The sequence below is a fragment of the Pseudomonas syringae genome (assembly GCF_021606685.1).
Taxonomy (GTDB): Bacteria; Pseudomonadota; Gammaproteobacteria; order Pseudomonadales; family Pseudomonadaceae; genus Aquipseudomonas; species Aquipseudomonas syringae_R.
The window spans coordinates 34,959-50,066 of record NZ_WKCB01000040.1 but is presented as its reverse complement, the minus strand read 5'-3'; the positions used below and the strand labels follow the sequence as shown (position 1 = coordinate 50,066).

Annotated in this window: 15 protein-coding genes; all 15 read left to right on the top strand. The window is 59.0% G+C overall.

Translation table 11 applies throughout. The annotated features are described in order from the left end of the window. The first annotated feature begins 418 nt into the window (after positions 1-418). The 15 genes from rpsB to rnhB all read left to right on the top strand — a co-directional run bounded on the left by rpsB (position 419) and on the right by rnhB (position 15,068). Positions 419-1,156, top strand: a complete 738-nt coding sequence (rpsB, locus tag GIW02_RS16325; protein ID WP_003189158.1) for a 30S ribosomal protein S2 — start codon at positions 419-421, stop codon at positions 1,154-1,156. 201 nt (positions 1,157-1,357) lie between these two features. Further along, positions 1,358-2,221 carry a translation elongation factor Ts gene (tsf, locus tag GIW02_RS16320; protein WP_236418971.1) on the top strand — a complete coding sequence of 288 codons (864 nt, stop codon included), beginning with the start codon at positions 1,358-1,360 and terminating at the stop codon, positions 2,219-2,221. A gap of 211 nt (positions 2,222-2,432) precedes the next feature. Next, positions 2,433-3,176, top strand: coding sequence for a UMP kinase (pyrH, locus tag GIW02_RS16315; RefSeq protein ID WP_003189161.1), 744 nt, complete (start codon positions 2,433-2,435; stop codon positions 3,174-3,176). After that, positions 3,173-3,730 carry a ribosome recycling factor gene (frr, locus tag GIW02_RS16310; protein ID WP_016974404.1) on the top strand — a complete coding sequence of 186 codons (558 nt, stop codon included), beginning with the start codon at positions 3,173-3,175 and terminating at the stop codon, positions 3,728-3,730. Before pyrH ends, frr begins: the two co-directional genes overlap by 4 nt. Positions 3,731-3,747: 17 nt before the next feature. After that, positions 3,748-4,503: a polyprenyl diphosphate synthase gene (gene uppS / locus GIW02_RS16305; protein WP_101267255.1), complete on the top strand. Its 756-nt coding sequence runs from the start codon at positions 3,748-3,750 to the stop codon at positions 4,501-4,503. After that, positions 4,503-5,309, top strand: coding sequence for a phosphatidate cytidylyltransferase (locus tag GIW02_RS16300; RefSeq protein ID WP_236418972.1), 807 nt, complete (start codon positions 4,503-4,505; stop codon positions 5,307-5,309). The genes uppS and GIW02_RS16300 overlap by 1 nt, the downstream gene beginning before the upstream one ends. Further along, positions 5,306-6,496, top strand: a complete 1,191-nt coding sequence (ispC, locus tag GIW02_RS16295) for a 1-deoxy-D-xylulose-5-phosphate reductoisomerase (RefSeq protein WP_236418973.1) — start codon at positions 5,306-5,308, stop codon at positions 6,494-6,496. The genes GIW02_RS16300 and ispC overlap by 4 nt, the downstream gene beginning before the upstream one ends. A gap of 53 nt (positions 6,497-6,549) precedes the next feature. Beyond that, complete coding sequence (gene rseP / locus GIW02_RS16290) at positions 6,550-7,902, top strand: sigma E protease regulator RseP (RefSeq protein WP_236421944.1); 1,353 nt, start codon at positions 6,550-6,552, stop codon at positions 7,900-7,902. A 74-nt stretch (positions 7,903-7,976) separates the two neighbouring features. Then, positions 7,977-10,364: an outer membrane protein assembly factor BamA gene (bamA, locus tag GIW02_RS16285; protein ID WP_236416453.1), complete on the top strand. Its 2,388-nt coding sequence runs from the start codon at positions 7,977-7,979 to the stop codon at positions 10,362-10,364. A 45-nt stretch (positions 10,365-10,409) separates the two neighbouring features. Next, complete coding sequence (locus GIW02_RS16280) at positions 10,410-10,913, top strand: OmpH family outer membrane protein (RefSeq protein ID WP_003219314.1); 504 nt, start codon at positions 10,410-10,412, stop codon at positions 10,911-10,913. 3 nt (positions 10,914-10,916) lie between these two features. Continuing rightward, positions 10,917-11,972: a UDP-3-O-(3-hydroxymyristoyl)glucosamine N-acyltransferase gene (gene lpxD, locus GIW02_RS16275; RefSeq protein WP_236416450.1), complete on the top strand. Its 1,056-nt coding sequence runs from the start codon at positions 10,917-10,919 to the stop codon at positions 11,970-11,972. Between the two features lie 111 nt (positions 11,973-12,083). Then, positions 12,084-12,524, top strand: a complete 441-nt coding sequence (fabZ, locus tag GIW02_RS16270) for a 3-hydroxyacyl-ACP dehydratase FabZ (protein WP_003172281.1) — start codon at positions 12,084-12,086, stop codon at positions 12,522-12,524. Further along, positions 12,521-13,297, top strand: a complete 777-nt coding sequence (gene lpxA, locus GIW02_RS16265) for an acyl-ACP--UDP-N-acetylglucosamine O-acyltransferase (protein WP_236416448.1) — start codon at positions 12,521-12,523, stop codon at positions 13,295-13,297. The genes fabZ and lpxA overlap by 4 nt, the downstream gene beginning before the upstream one ends. 2 nt (positions 13,298-13,299) lie before the next feature. Next, positions 13,300-14,439, top strand: a complete 1,140-nt coding sequence (lpxB, locus tag GIW02_RS16260) for a lipid-A-disaccharide synthase (RefSeq protein WP_236416446.1) — start codon at positions 13,300-13,302, stop codon at positions 14,437-14,439. Beyond that, the gene (gene rnhB, locus GIW02_RS16255; protein ID WP_236416442.1) at positions 14,436-15,068 is read left to right on the top strand and encodes a ribonuclease HII; all 633 of its coding nucleotides are present in this window, start codon (positions 14,436-14,438) and stop codon (positions 15,066-15,068) included. The genes lpxB and rnhB overlap by 4 nt, the downstream gene beginning before the upstream one ends. The last annotated feature ends 40 nt before the right edge of the window (positions 15,069-15,108 follow it).

The window sequence follows — 15,108 nt, the reverse complement described above, 5'->3', positions numbered from 1 at the left end:
CCCACGGATTCAAGGCTGCGGGCGGGCACACCGAGCCGGAGGCGAGGTGCCGAGTGGTGGGGCAAGAGCCTTTTGGTTACTTTTGGGCTCTTTTCAAAAGTGACCCGCTGTAAGAGCGGAACCAATACCCGCCTTAACCACAACAACGGATATACACCCAGCACCCCAACCCCACACCCCCAAAACCCGTACTTCTCAGCTCTTTTCAAGACCTTACCCACCCCCACAACACACCAACCACGATTGCGTGTTTCGTTTTTCTCCTTCCTGTGGTATAAAATGCGCCGCTTTCCGGGGATACCCCGCAAAGCTTAAATCCACACACGTGTCGACACGATGACCTGGGTGCCGGAGGCGAATGCCGCTGGTTGGTCATTGGGATACGTGGAGGCCAAACCCGACTTATTAAGGAACTATCATGTCCCAAGTCAACATGCGCGATATGCTGAAGGCCGGTGTGCACTTCGGTCACCAGACCCGTTACTGGAACCCGAAAATGGGTAAATACATTTTCGGCGCGCGTAACAAGATCCACATTATCAACCTTGAAAAAACCCTGCCAATGTTCAACGAAGCACTGACCTTCGTAGAGCGCCTGGCCCAGGGCAAAAACAAGATTCTGTTCGTCGGCACCAAGCGTTCCGCTGGCAAGATCGTTGCTGAAGAAGCAGCACGTTGCGGTTCGCCGTACGTCGATCACCGCTGGTTGGGCGGCATGCTGACCAACTTCAAAACCATCCGTGCTTCCATCAAGCGTCTGCGTGACCTTGAAGTGCAAGCCGAAGACGGTACTTTCGCCAAGCTGACCAAGAAAGAAGCGCTGATGCGCTCCCGTGACCTGGAAAAGCTCGATCGTTCCCTGGGTGGTATCAAGGACATGGGCGGTCTGCCTGACGCACTGTTCGTTATCGACGTTGATCACGAGCGCATCGCGATCACCGAAGCCAACAAGCTGGGCATCCCTGTTATCGGCGTAGTCGATACCAACAGCAGCCCGGAAGGCGTTGACTACATCATCCCAGGCAACGATGACGCAATCCGCGCTATCCAGCTGTACATGGGTTCGATGGCTGACGCTGTAATCCGTGGTCGTAACCACGTTGCTGGCGGTACCGAGCAGTTCGTTGAAGAAGCTCCGGTAGCAGCCGCTGAGTAATTGACGCCCTGGCGTTGACTCAGTAAGCAAAAAGGGGGCTTGGCCCCCTTTTTGCCACCTCGAAAACCATTTGTGGGCGCCCTTGTGTCAGCGCAACCTAGCGACTGTAACGTGCAGCGGCCTACAACGGAGATTCGGGAAGAATTGATCGCCCGTTTGATCGGGTGGAATGGTTGAAAACCTATCCAAGAGGATTTTGAAATGGCAGAGATTACTGCAGCGTTGGTTAAAGAACTGCGTGAGCGTACCGGCGAAGGCATGATGGATTGCAAAAAGGCCTTGACCAAGGCCGGCGGCGACATCGAAAAAGCCATTGATGACATGCGTGCTTCGGGCGCCATCAAGGCTGCCAAGAAAGCAGGCAACGTCGCTGCTGAAGGCGCTATCGCTCTGGTTGAAGACGGCAAAGCCGCTGTTCTGCTGGAAGTGAACTCCCAGACCGACTTCCTGGCTCTGCAGGACGACTTCAAAGCGTTCGTGGCTGCCAGCGTCAAGAAAGCATTCGACGACAAGCTGACTGACGTCGCTCCGCTGATCGAAGCTCAAGAAGCTGATCGCCTGGTACTGGTCGGCAAGGTTGGCGAAAACGTCAACATCCGTCGCCTGGCTCGCGTTGAAGGTGATGTGGTTGGCGGCTACCTGCACGGCAACAAGATCGGTGTAGCAGTTGTTCTGAAAGGCGGCGATGTTGAGCTGGCCAAAGACATCGCTATGCACGTTGCGGCAAGCAACCCTGAGTTCCTGCTGCCTTCGGAAGTTTCTGCCGAAGCGATCGAGCGTGAAAAAGCTGTGTTCCTGCAGCTGAACGAAGAAAAAATCAAAGGCAAGCCAGAAAACATTGTTGAGAACATGGTCAAAGGCCGTATCAGCAAGTTCCTGGCTGAAGCAAGCCTGGTTGAGCAGGCGTTCGTCAAGAACCCTGAAATCAAGGTTGGCGAACTGGCCAAGAAAGCCGGTGCTGAAATCGTTTCCTTCACTTACTTCAAAGTAGGCGAAGGCATCGAGAAGCCGGTCGACAACTTCGCTGAAGAAGTTGCTGCCCAGCTGGCTGCCGCCAAGCAATAAGACGGTTTTCAACTGTCGCCCAAAAGAGGCTGCCCGCTCACGCGCGCAGCCTCTTTTCAAATGGGAAGGTCGATTTTATTTGGCTTCCCCTCGGAACTGGCTTACAAAGCCGTGTTCCGATGGCGCTGTGACAGCGTCCAGCTAGAGTGAACGCAAGCCGTAAACGGCTCGCCAAGAATTTTTAAAAAATACGCCGCAGGAGAGATTCGCAATGGCTCAGCAGGGCAGTGGTTATCAGGCTCGCTATAAACGCATTCTACTCAAGCTTAGCGGCGAGGCCCTGATGGGCTCGGAAGAGTTCGGGATCGATCCCAAGGTGCTTGATCGCATGGCGCTGGAAGTCGGCCAGCTGGTCGGTATCGGCGTACAGGTCGGCCTGGTGATTGGCGGCGGCAACCTGTTCCGCGGCGCGGCACTCAGTGCAGCTGGCATGGATCGGGTCACCGGCGACCACATGGGCATGCTGGCCACTGTGATGAACGCCCTGGCCATGCGCGACGCCCTGGAGCGTGCCAATATCTCGGCTATCGTGATGTCGGCTATTTCCATGGTTGGCGTGACCGATCACTATGATCGCCGCAAAGCCATGCGCCACCTGAACTCCAAAGAGGTGGTGATCTTCGCTGCCGGCACGGGTAACCCGTTCTTCACCACCGATTCGGCGGCATGCCTGCGTGCCATTGAAATCGATGCCGACGTGGTGCTCAAAGCCACCAAGGTGGATGGCGTGTACACCGCAGACCCATTCAAAGACCCGCATGCCGAGAAGTTCGATCATCTGACCTACGATGAAGTGCTGGATCGCAAGCTGGGTGTGATGGACCTGACGGCTATTTGCCTGTGCCGCGACCACAAGATGCCGCTGCGCGTATTTAACATGAACAAGCCCGGCGCCCTGCTGAATATCGTACACGGCGGCGCAGAAGGGACTCTGATCGAGGAAGGCCAACAATGATCAACGAAATCAAGAAAGACGCCCAAGCGCGTATGCAAAAATCCCTGGAGTCTCTGAGCCACGCATTCGGCCAGATTCGTACCGGTAAAGCGCACCCGAGCATCCTGGGTAGCGTGATGGTGCCTTACTACGGCGCCGACACCCCGCTGAGCGGCGTGGCCAACGTCACCGTGAAAGACTCGCGCACCCTGCAAGTCGTGGCCTTCGAGCGCAACATGCTCGCCGCCGTCGACAAAGCCATCCAGAGCGCCGGCCTGAACCTCAACCCCACCAACCTGGGTGAGCTGCTGCTGATCTCCATGCCGGCCCTGACTGAAGAAACCCGCAAGGGCTTCACCAAGCAGGCGCGCAGCGCGGCTGAAGATGCGCGCGTTGCCGTGCGTAACATCCGTCGTGATGCCTTGGGTGACCTCAAGAAACTGGTCAAGGACAAGGAAATCAGCGAAGACGAAGAGCGTCGTGCCGTCGCTGATATCGATAAGCTGACCAAAGATGCCGAGGCCCAGATCACCAAGGCTACCGAAGAAAAAGAAAAGGACCTGATGGCCGTATAAGGGGTCAGGACGCCTTCATGGAAAAGACCAAGCAGACTGTGCCCTCTGTGGTGCCGCGCCATGTCGCGATCATCATGGATGGGAATAATCGCTGGGCGAAGAAACGCTTTATGCCGGGTGTTGCCGGGCATAAGGCGGGTGTCGATGCGGTACGGGCGGTGATTGAGGTGTGCGCCGAAGCCAAGGTTGAGGTGCTGACCCTGTTTGCCTTCTCCAGTGAGAACTGGCAGCGCCCGGCCGAAGAGGTCAGTGCCTTGATGGACCTGTTCTTCAAGGCCCTGCGTCGTGAGGCCAAGCGCCTCAATGACAACAATATCAGCCTGCGTATCATCGGTGATCGCTCGCGGTTCCATCCGGAGCTGCAAGCGGCCATGCGCGAGGCCGAGGCCATCACCGCGGGCAGCGATCGTTTTGTGTTGCAGATTGCAGCCAATTACGGCGGCCAGTGGGATATTGCCCAGGCTGCACAGCGGCTTGCCCGCGAAGTGCAGGCCGGCCATCTGCGCCCGGACGACATCACGCCCGAACTGTTGCAAACCTGCCTGGTTACTGGCGACCTGCCGTTGCCGGACTTGTGCATCCGTACCGGTGGCGAGCACCGCATCAGCAACTTCCTGCTGTGGCAGTTGGCCTATACCGAGTTGTACTTCTCCGACCTGTTCTGGCCGGACTTCAAACACGATGCCATGCGCACTGCGCTGGCCGATTTCGCTTCCCGTCAGCGTCGCTTCGGTAAAACGAGCGAGCAGATCGAAGCTGGAGCCCGGGTTTAATGCTTAAACAACGAATCATCACAGCACTGATCCTGTTGCCGATCGCCTTGGGTGGGTTTTTCCTGCTCGAGGGTTCCGGCTTTGCGCTGTTTATTGGCTTGGTCGTGAGCCTGGGCGCCTGGGAATGGGCACGCTTGGCGGGCTTCAATGCTCAATTGCCGCGTGTGGCGTATGCCGCTGTCGTGGCGCTGCTGCTGTTCCTGATGTACATCCTGCCGGACGTTGCGCCCTGGGTGTTGGGCGCGGCGGTATTGTGGTGGGCGCTGGCGACATTCCTGGTGCTGACGTACCCGAAAACCAGCGCGCATTGGTCCAGTGTGGCCTGCAAGCTGGTGATTGGTTTGTTGATCCTGCTGCCGGCCTGGCAAGGGCTGGTGGATATCAAGCGTTACCCGATGGGTAACTGGCTGATCCTGGCGGTGATGGTGCTGGTCTGGGGCGCCGATATCGGTGCCTACTTCTCCGGCCGCGCGTTCGGCAAGCGCAAGCTGGCCCCGGCGGTCAGCCCAGGCAAGAGTTGGGAAGGCGTATACGGCGGCCTCGCGTTGACGCTGCTGATCACGTTGGTGGTGGGTATGGTGCGTCACTGGTCGGTGAAGGAGATCTTCCTGGCGCTGTTGGCCACGGCAGTCGTCGTCTTCATCTCGGTGGTGGGTGACCTCACCGAAAGCATGTTCAAGCGCCAGGCCGGGATCAAGGACAGCAGTAACCTGCTGCCGGGGCATGGCGGCGTGCTGGACCGCATTGACAGTCTGACGGCGGCAATCCCGATTTTCGCCGTCCTGCTCTGGATGACCGCTTCGTGAGCCGCCTGCAACAAGTGACCGTGCTGGGGGCAACCGGCTCGGTAGGGTTGAGCACCCTGGATGTAATCGCCCGTCATCCGGACCGCTATCAGGTGTTTGCCTTGACCGGTTTTACCCGCTTGAGCGAGTTGCTGGCCTTGTGTGTTCGCCACACGCCGCGTTTTGCCGTAGTGCCAGAGGCTGACGCCGCGCGGGGCCTGCAGCAAGACCTGCGGGCTGCCGGGCTGGCCACTCAAGTGCTGGTAGGGGAGGAGGGCTTGTGCCAGGTGTCGGCCGATGCCGAGGTGGACACCGTGGTTGCTGCCATTGTCGGCGCTGCCGGCCTGCGCCCGACCTTGGCCGCCGTCGACGCTGGCAAGAAGATCCTGCTGGCCAATAAAGAAGCGCTGGTGATGTCCGGCGCACTCTTTATGCAGGCCGTGCGCAAAAGTGGCGCGGTACTGCTGCCTCTCGACAGCGAGCACAATGCGATCTTCCAGTGCATGCCCGGTGATTTCGCCCGTGGGCTGAGCCAGGTGGGTGTACGCCGGATTCTTCTGACGGCATCCGGCGGCCCGTTCCGGCAAACTCCGCTGGCTGAGTTGGAGCATGTGTCGCCTGACCAAGCCTGCGCGCACCCCAACTGGTCCATGGGGCGCAAGATTTCCGTCGATTCGGCAAGCATGATGAACAAAGGCCTGGAGTTGATCGAGGCGTGCTGGCTGTTCGATGCCCGGCCGGATCAGGTTGAGGTCGTGATTCATCCGCAAAGTGTGATCCATTCCCTGGTCGACTACGTGGACGGCTCGGTATTGGCGCAGTTGGGTAACCCCGATATGCGTACGCCCATCGCCAATGCCCTGGCTTGGCCGGAGCGTATTGATTCGGGTGTGGCGCCACTGGACCTGTTCGCTATCGCGCGGCTGGACTTCGAGGCGCCGGACGAGCAGCGTTTTCCCTGCCTGCGTCTGGCACGGCAAGCGGCGGAGGCGGGTAATAGTGCGCCGGCGATGCTCAATGCGGCCAATGAAGTGGCTGTGGCGGCGTTTCTCGAACAGCGCATCCGCTTTCCGCAGATCGCGAGTATCATCGAGGACGTTCTGGCGCTTGAGCCTGTGGTGGCGGTAAATGATCTGGGGGCGGTATTCGAGGCTGATACGAAAGCCCGGGCCCTGGCCGAGCAATGGCTGAGCCGCAACGCGCGTTAGTCTGTGGGCGTGTTTGAGCCTTGAGGCACTGGATTGGAATGCGGAGAAATTAGATGAGTGCGCTTTACATGATTGTCGGCACCCTGGTTGCTCTGGGTGTACTGGTTACCTTCCACGAATTCGGCCACTTCTGGGTCGCGCGTCGTTGCGGCGTCAAGGTACTGCGCTTTTCCGTCGGTTTCGGCATGCCGCTGTTGCGCTGGCACGACCGCCGCGGCACCGAGTTCGTGATCGCGGCCATCCCGCTGGGTGGCTACGTCAAGATGCTCGACGAACGCGAAGGCGAGGTCCCGGCTGATCAGTTGGACCAGTCGTTCAACCGCAAGACCGTTCGTCAGCGTATCGCGATCGTTGCCGCCGGCCCGATCGCCAACTTCCTGCTGGCGATGGTGTTTTTCTGGGTCCTGGCCATGTTGGGCAGCCAGCAGGTGCGCCCGGTTATCGGCGCGGTCGAAGCCGACAGTATCGCGGCCAAGGCCGGTCTGGTTGCTGGGCAGGAAATTGTTTCTATTGATGGCGAGCCCACCACCGGCTGGGGCGCGGTCAACTTGCAGTTGGTTCGTCGCCTAGGCGAGAGCGGTACCGTCAATGTAGTCGTGCGTGAGCAGGACTCCAGCGCCGAAACCCCGCGTGAGTTGGCCCTCGACCATTGGTTGAAGGGCGCTGACGAGCCTGACCCGATTAAATCCCTGGGCATTCGTCCGTGGCGTCCTTCGCTGCCACCGGTACTTGCCGAGCTGGACCCGAAAGGGCCGGCGCAGGCCGCAGGTCTGAAAACCGGCGACCGTCTGCTGGCTCTCGATGGTCAGGCGTTGGTTGACTGGCAGCAAGTGGTCGACCTGGTACGTGTACGTCCTGATACCAAAATTGTGCTGAAAGTTGAGCGCGAGGGTGCTCAAATCGACGTCCCGGTGACCCTGTCCGTTCGTGGGGAAGCCAAGGCGGCCGGGGGTTACCTGGGTGCCGGCGTCAAGAGTCCCGAGTGGCCACCTTCGATGGTGCGCGAGGTCAGCTTCGGGCCGTTGGCAGCGATTGGCGAGGGTGCAAAACGTACTTGGACCATGAGCGTGCTGACCCTCGAATCGCTCAAGAAAATGTTGTTCGGCGAGCTCTCGGTAAAAAACTTGAGTGGACCGATAACCATTGCTAAAGTGGCGGGCGCTTCTGCCCAGTCGGGTGTCGCGGATTTCCTGAATTTCCTGGCTTATCTGAGTATTAGCCTGGGTGTTCTGAATTTGCTGCCCATCCCCGTATTGGATGGGGGGCATCTGTTGTTTTATCTGGTCGAGTGGGTGCGTGGTCGCCCCTTGTCGGATCGGGTGCAGGGTTGGGGGATACAGATCGGTATCAGTTTGGTGGTCGGGGTGATGTTGTTAGCCCTTGTCAACGATCTGGGTCGACTGTAACGCTTCGCTGAATTGCGAATCTGCCGCATTTTGCGGCAGTTTGTTTATTGCCAGTTGGAATAAGAAAGGACTTCATGAAACGTCTGCTGCTAACTGCGGTTCTCACCGTATTGATGATCGCCGAAGTTCACGCCGAGTCCTTCACCATCTCCGATATTCGCGTCAACGGCCTCCAGCGGGTTTCCGCGGGTAGCGTCTTTGGTGCCTTGCCGTTGAACGTTGGGGAACAGGCTGATGACCGTCGCCTGGTGGAATCCACTCGTGCGCTGTTCAAAACCGGTTTCTTTCAAGACATCCAACTGGGTCGCGAAGGCAACGTCCTGGTCATCACTGTCGTCGAGCGACCGTCCGTCGCCAGTATCGAGATCGAAGGTAACAAGGCGATCTCGACTGAAGACTTGATGAAAGGCTTGAAGCAATCCGGCCTGGCCGAAGGCGAGATCTTCCAGCGCGCCACCCTTGAAGGTGTGCGTAACGAACTGCAACGCCAATACGTTGCCCAGGGCCGCTACTCCGCGACCGTGGAAACCGAAGTGGTCCCGCAACCTCGTAACCGTGTCGGCCTCAAGGTCAACATCAACGAAGGTACCGTTGCGGCGATTCAGCACATCAACGTGGTGGGCAATACCAAGTTCGCTGATGAAGACCTGATCGACCTGTTCGAACTCAAGACCACCAACTGGCTGTCGTTCTTCAAGAACGATGACAAGTACGCCCGTGAAAAACTCTCCGGTGACCTGGAGCGCCTGCGTTCCTACTACCTGGACCGTGGCTATATCAACATGGATATCGCTTCGACCCAGGTGTCCATCACTCCGGACAAGAAGCACGTCTACATCACGGTCAACGTCAACGAAGGCGAGAAGTACAAGGTTCGCGACGTCAAGCTGAGCGGCGACTTGAAAGTGCCTGAAGACCAGGTCAAAGCGCTGCTGCTGGTGCAGAAAGACCAAGTGTTCTCGCGCAAGCTGATGACCACCACGTCCGAGCTGATCACCCGCCGTCTGGGTAACGAGGGCTACACCTTCGCCAACGTCAACGGCGTACCGACCCCGCACGATGATGACCACACCGTGGACATCACGTTCGTCGTCGACCCGGGCAAGCGTGCCTATGTGAACCGCATCAACTTCCGTGGCAACACCAAGTCTGCGGACGAAGTGCTGCGTCGTGAAATGCGTCAGATGGAAGGTGGCTGGGCGTCGACTTACCTGATCGACCAGTCCAAGACCCGTCTTGAGCGCCTGGGCTTCTTCAAGGAAGTGAACGTCGAAACCCCGGCCGTACCGGGTGTGGATGACCAGGTTGACGTGAACTACGCCGTGGAGGAGCAAGCATCGGGTTCCATCACCGCCAGCGTCGGTTTCGCGCAGAGCGCCGGTCTGATCCTCGGTGGTTCGATCACCCAGAACAACTTCCTCGGTACCGGTAACCGTGTCTCCATCGGCCTGACCCGAAGCGAATACCAGAGCCGATATAACTTCGGTTATACCGACCCCTACTGGACTGCAGACGGTGTGAGCCTGGGCTACAACGCCTTCTACCGCACCACCGACTACAAAGACCTCGACGTTGACGTTGCAAGCTATGCGATCGACAGCCTCGGCGCCGGTGTCAACATCGGTTACCCGATCAGCGAGACATCGCGTCTGACGTTCGGCCTGACCGCACAGCAGGATGAGATCAAGACCGGTGTGTACACCGTGGACGAGATCTTCGACTTTACCCGCCGTGAAGGTGACAAGTTCCTGAACTTCAAAGCGTCTGCCGGCTGGTCTGAGTCGACCCTGAACAAAGGTGTACTGGCAACCCGTGGTCACTCTCAGAGCCTGACCCTGGAAACCACCACGCCAGGCAGCGACCTGTCGTTCTTCAAACTCGATTATCGCGGCCAGTTGTTCACGCCGTTGAGCGACAACTACACCATGCGCCTGCACACTGAACTGGGCTATGGCGATGGTTATGGTTCCACCGACGGTCTGCCGTTCTATGAGAACTACTATGCGGGTGGCTTCAACTCCGTACGTGGTTTCAAAGACAGCACCCTGGGCCCGCGTGGTACGCCGAGCCGTGGTGTTCGTCAAACGGGTAACGTAGGTACCGTTGCGGACTCCGACAACGACCCGCTGCCATTCGGTGGTAACGTGTTGATCCAGGGTGGTGCGGAGATTCTGTTCCCGCTGCCATTCGTCAAGGACCAGCGTTCGCTGCGTACGTCGGTATTCTGGGACGTGGGTAACGTGTTTGATTCCAAGTGCGATCAGATCACCAACCCGAGCGGCTTGAAGTCCAACACCCAGTGCAACGACGTGAGCCTGAGCAACCTGGCAAGCTCCGTGGGTGTGGGTGTGACCTGGGTGACTGCGCTTGGCCCATTGAGCTTTGCTCTGGCCATGCCGATCAAGAAACCGGATAACGCTGAAACCCAGATTTTCCAATTCTCCCTCGGCCAGACGTTCTAAGCGTCTGACCCAAGATAACGACAACGGATTCTGTAGGAGTACATCGTGCGTAAGTTGACTCAATTGGTTCTGCTGGCCACTGTGCTGGTAGCCACCCCGGCCTTCGCCGAAATGAAAATTGCCGTTCTGAACTATCAGATGGCGTTGCTGGAATCCGACGCGGCCAAGAAGTACGCCGTCGATGCCGAGAAAAAATTTGGTCCGCAACTGACCAAGCTCAAAACGCTGGAAAGCAGCGCCAAGGGCATCCAGGATCGTCTGGTAGCCGGTGGTGACAAGATGCAGCAAGGCGAGCGTGAGCGTCTGGAGCTTGAATTCAAGCAAAAGGCCCGTGACTACCAGTTCCAGTCCAAGGAGCTGAACGAAGCCAAGGCCGTTGCCGACCGCGAAATGCTGAAACAGCTCAAACCGAAACTCGACAGCGCTGTGGAAGAAGTCATCAAGAAAGGTGCCTTTGACTTGGTGTTCGAGCGTGGCGCGGTAATCGACGTCAAGCCTCAATACGACATCACCCGTCAGGTGATCGAGCGCATGAACCAGCTGAAGTAAGCCATGACCGCGACTATCAAGCTCGGCGAGTTGGCCGAGTTCCTGGGGGCCACCTTGCGTGGCTCCCCGGAGAAGGAAATTACTGGGCTAGCCACTTTGCAAGAGGCTGGCCCAGCTCAGTTGAGCTTCCTCGCAAACCCCCAATACCGTAAATACCTCGTCGACAGCCAGGCTGCAGCCGTATTGCTGAAAGCGGCTGACGCCGAAGGGTTTGCCGGGGATGCGCTGGTGGTGGCCGATCCGTACCTGGCGTACGCGCGGGTGTCGCACCTGTTCGATCCGAAACCCAAGGCAACTGCTGGTATTCATCCGTCAGCGGTCATCGCTGAGGATGCCCAGGTTGACCCTGCGGCCAGCATCGGTGCCTTTGCGGTGATCGAGAGCGGTGCGCGCATTGCAGCCGGCGTAACGGTCGGTGCGCATTGCTTTATCGGCGCACGTTGCGAAATCGGTGCCAATGGCTGGCTGGCCCCCCGAGTGACCCTGTACCACGATGTGCGTATCGGTGAGCGGGTGGTTATTCAGTCCGGCGCCGTGATCGGGGGCGAAGGCTTCGGCTTTGCCAACGCGAAAGGCATCTGGAACAAGATTGCCCAGGTCGGCGGCGTATTGATCGGCGACGACGTGGAAATCGGTGTCAACACGGCAGTCGATCGCGGGGCCTTGGCCGATACCGTGATTGGTAACGGCGTGAAGCTCGATAACCAGATCCAGATCGCCCACAACGTACAGATTGGCGATCACACCGCCATGGCGGCCTGCGTGGGGATCTCCGGCAGCACCAAGATCGGCAAGCATTGCATGCTCGCCGGTGGCGTTGGGCTGGTGGGGCATATCGAAATTTGCGACAACGTTTTCATCACCGGCATGACCATGGTGACCCACTCGATTACCGAGCCGGGTGCCTATTCGTCCGGTACCGCCATGCAGCCCGCAGCTGAGTGGCGCAAGAGTGCAGCACGGTTGAGGCAGCTTGACGACATGGCTCGACGCCTCAAACAGCTGGAAAAGCGTGTTGGAGACGTGACCCCTGGCGGTAATGCTTCATCAGAAGGCTGATACCATTTCCATATCAAGTGTGCACAGCCGCTAGACTGCCTCCTTGATTTGCTAGCGGGGCGGGCTTTTAGTCCGCCCGCCCCCAATCTTTATTACAGGCTTCCCCCCGAAATGATGGACATCAACGAGATTCGCGAATACCTGCCTCACCGTTACCCGTTCCTGCTGGTGGACCGTGTAGTGGACCTCAATGTTGAGGAAAAGCGCATTCGTGCCTACAAGAATGTCAGCATCAACGAACCGTTCTTCAACGGTCACTTTCCCGCGCATCCAATCATGCCGGGCGTGTTGATCATCGAAGCGATGGCCCAGGCTGCCGGTATCCTTGGTTTCAAAATGCTCGACCTCAAGCCTGCCGATGGCACGCTTTACTATTTCGTGGGTTCCGACAAGTTGCGTTTCCGCAACCCCGTCACCCCGGGTGACCAACTGATCCTGGAAGCCAAGTTCATCAGTTGCAAGCGCCAGATCTGGAAGTTCGAATGCCAGGCCTCGGTGGATGGCAAGCCGGTGTGCTCCGCTGAAATCATCTGCGCGGAACGCAAACTATGAGTTTGATTGACCCTCGCGCAATCATCGATCCGTCGGCCGTACTGGCCGCCGACGTTGAGGTTGGCCCTTGGTCGATCATCGGCGCAGGTGTGGAAATCGGCGAGGGGACTGTCATCGGGCCACACGTGATCCTCAAAGGTCCGACCCGCATTGGCAAACACAATCGTATCTACCAGTTCTCCTCGGTAGGCGAAGACACCCCGGACATGAAGTACAAGGGTGAAGAAACACGCCTGGTAATCGGTGATCACAACATCATCCGTGAAGGCGTGACCATTCACCGTGGCACCGTGCAGGATCGCGCCGAAACCACCCTGGGTGATCACAACCTGGTCATGGCCTACGCGCATATCGGCCACGACAGCGTGATCGGCAACCACTGCATCCTGGTCAACAACACCGCGTTGGCCGGCCATGTGCACGTCGATGACTGGGCCATTCTGTCCGGGTTCACCCTGGTGCATCAGTACTGCCATATCGGCGCCCACAGCTTTTCCGGCATGGGCACCGCCATCGGCAAGGATGTGCCGGCGTTCGTCACGGTGTTCGGTAACCCTGCGCAAGCACGCAGCATGAACCTCGAAGGCATGCGCCGTCGTGGTTTCAGTGAAGAGGCGATTCAGGCCCTGCGTCGCGCCTACAAGGTGGTGTACCGCCAAGGGCTGACGGTGAGCCAGGCATTGACCCAGCTGGACGAGCCGGCAGCGTTGTTCCCGGAAGTCGCGGTGTTCCGTGACTCGATCCAGGCGTCGACTCGCGGCATTACGCGCTGATCATGGCTAATCTGCGTATCGCGCTGGTGGCCGGGGAGGCTTCCGGCGATATTCTCGGCGCAGGCCTGATGCGGGCCCTCAAGGCCCGGCATCCCGCGGTAGAGTTCATCGGCGTGGGCGGCCCCCTGATGCAAGCTGAAGGCCTCACGTCGTACTTCCCCATGGAGCGCTTGTCGGTCATGGGGCTGGTCGAGGTGCTGGGTCGACTGCGTGAGCTGTTGGCTCGCCGCAAGTTGCTGATTCAGACTCTGATCGAAGAAAAGCCTGACGTCTTTATCGGAATCGACGCGCCGGATTTTACCCTCAACATCGAACTCAAGTTGCGTCAGGCCGGGATCAAAACCGTGCACTACGTCAGCCCGTCCGTGTGGGCGTGGCGGCAAAAGCGCGTGCTGAAAATCCGTGAAGGCTGCGACCTGATGTTGACCCTGCTGCCGTTCGAGGCCAGGTTCTACGAAGAGAAGGGTGTGCCGGTGCGGTTTGTCGGGCATACCCTGGCCGACACCATTCCCCTGCAGGCCGACCGCGCGGCCGCGCGTGCCGAACTGGGCCTGCCCGACGGCCCGCTCGTCGCGTTGATGCCGGGCAGCCGTGGCGGCGAAGTCGGCCGCCTGGGCAGTGTGTTTTTCGATGCTGCCGAGCGCCTCCTGGCCTTGAAGCCGGGCGTTCGCTTCGTGTTGCCCTGCGCCAGCCCGCAGCGTCGCGCGCAGATCGAAACCTTGCTCGAAGGGCGCAACCTGCCATTGAGCCTGCTCGATGGTCAGTCGCACCTGGCCCTGGCGGCCTGTGATGCGGTGTTGATCGCGTCGGGCACTGCCACCCTTGAGGCCTTGCTGTACAAGCGCCCGATGGTTGTGGCCTATTGCCTGGCGCCGCTGACGTTCTGGATTCTCAAGCGCATGGTCAAAAGCCCATATATTTCCTTGCCCAACTTGCTGGCCCAACGCCTGCTGGTGCCGGAGTTGTTGCAGGACGATGCAACGCCCGAGGCCCTTGCGCAAACCCTACTACCCTTGATCGACGGCGGCGAAGAGCAGACCCGTGGTTTTGACGAGATTCATCGTACCCTGCGTCGCGATGCCTCGAACCAGGCGGCCGACGCCGTATTGAGTTTGATCGGTCACAAACAGGAAGCGTTATGAGCACGCAAATGGGCCTGGATTTCAGCCTGGTTGCCCAGACCCACGAGCTGGTGGCCGGGGTTGACGAAGTAGGGCGCGGCCCGTTGTGTGGCGCGGTGGTGACGGCGGCGGTGATCCTCGATCCGAACCGTCCGATCCTCGGCCTCAACGACTCGAAGAAACTCACCGAAGCGCGCCGCGAAAAGCTCTTCGACGAGATCTGTGAAAAAGCCCTGAGCTGGCATATCGCCCGGGCCGAAGTCGAAGAAATCGACGAGTTGAACATCCTCCACGCCACCATGCTGGCCATGCAGCGCGCGGTTGAAGGCCTGCATATCACGCCCAAGCTGGCGATGATTGACGGTAACCGCTGCCCGAAACTGGCGATGCCGGCGGAGGCAGTGGTCAAGGGTGATAGCAAGGTGCCCGCCATCGCTGCGGCGTCGATCCTGGCCAAGGTCAGCCGCGACCGTGAAATGGCGGCGTTCGAACTGATCTATCCCGGCTATGGCATCGGCGGGCACAAAGGCTACCCGACGCCCGTTCATCTGGAAGCTCTGGCGCGCCTTGGCCCCACGCCGATCCATCGCCGCTCGTTCGCCCCTGTACGTCAGGCCTACGAGCTGCGCGAGAGCCTCAGCGAGGTGTAGTCGCGAGGCTGATGTTTTTGCCAAGGCCCGGTACAATCCC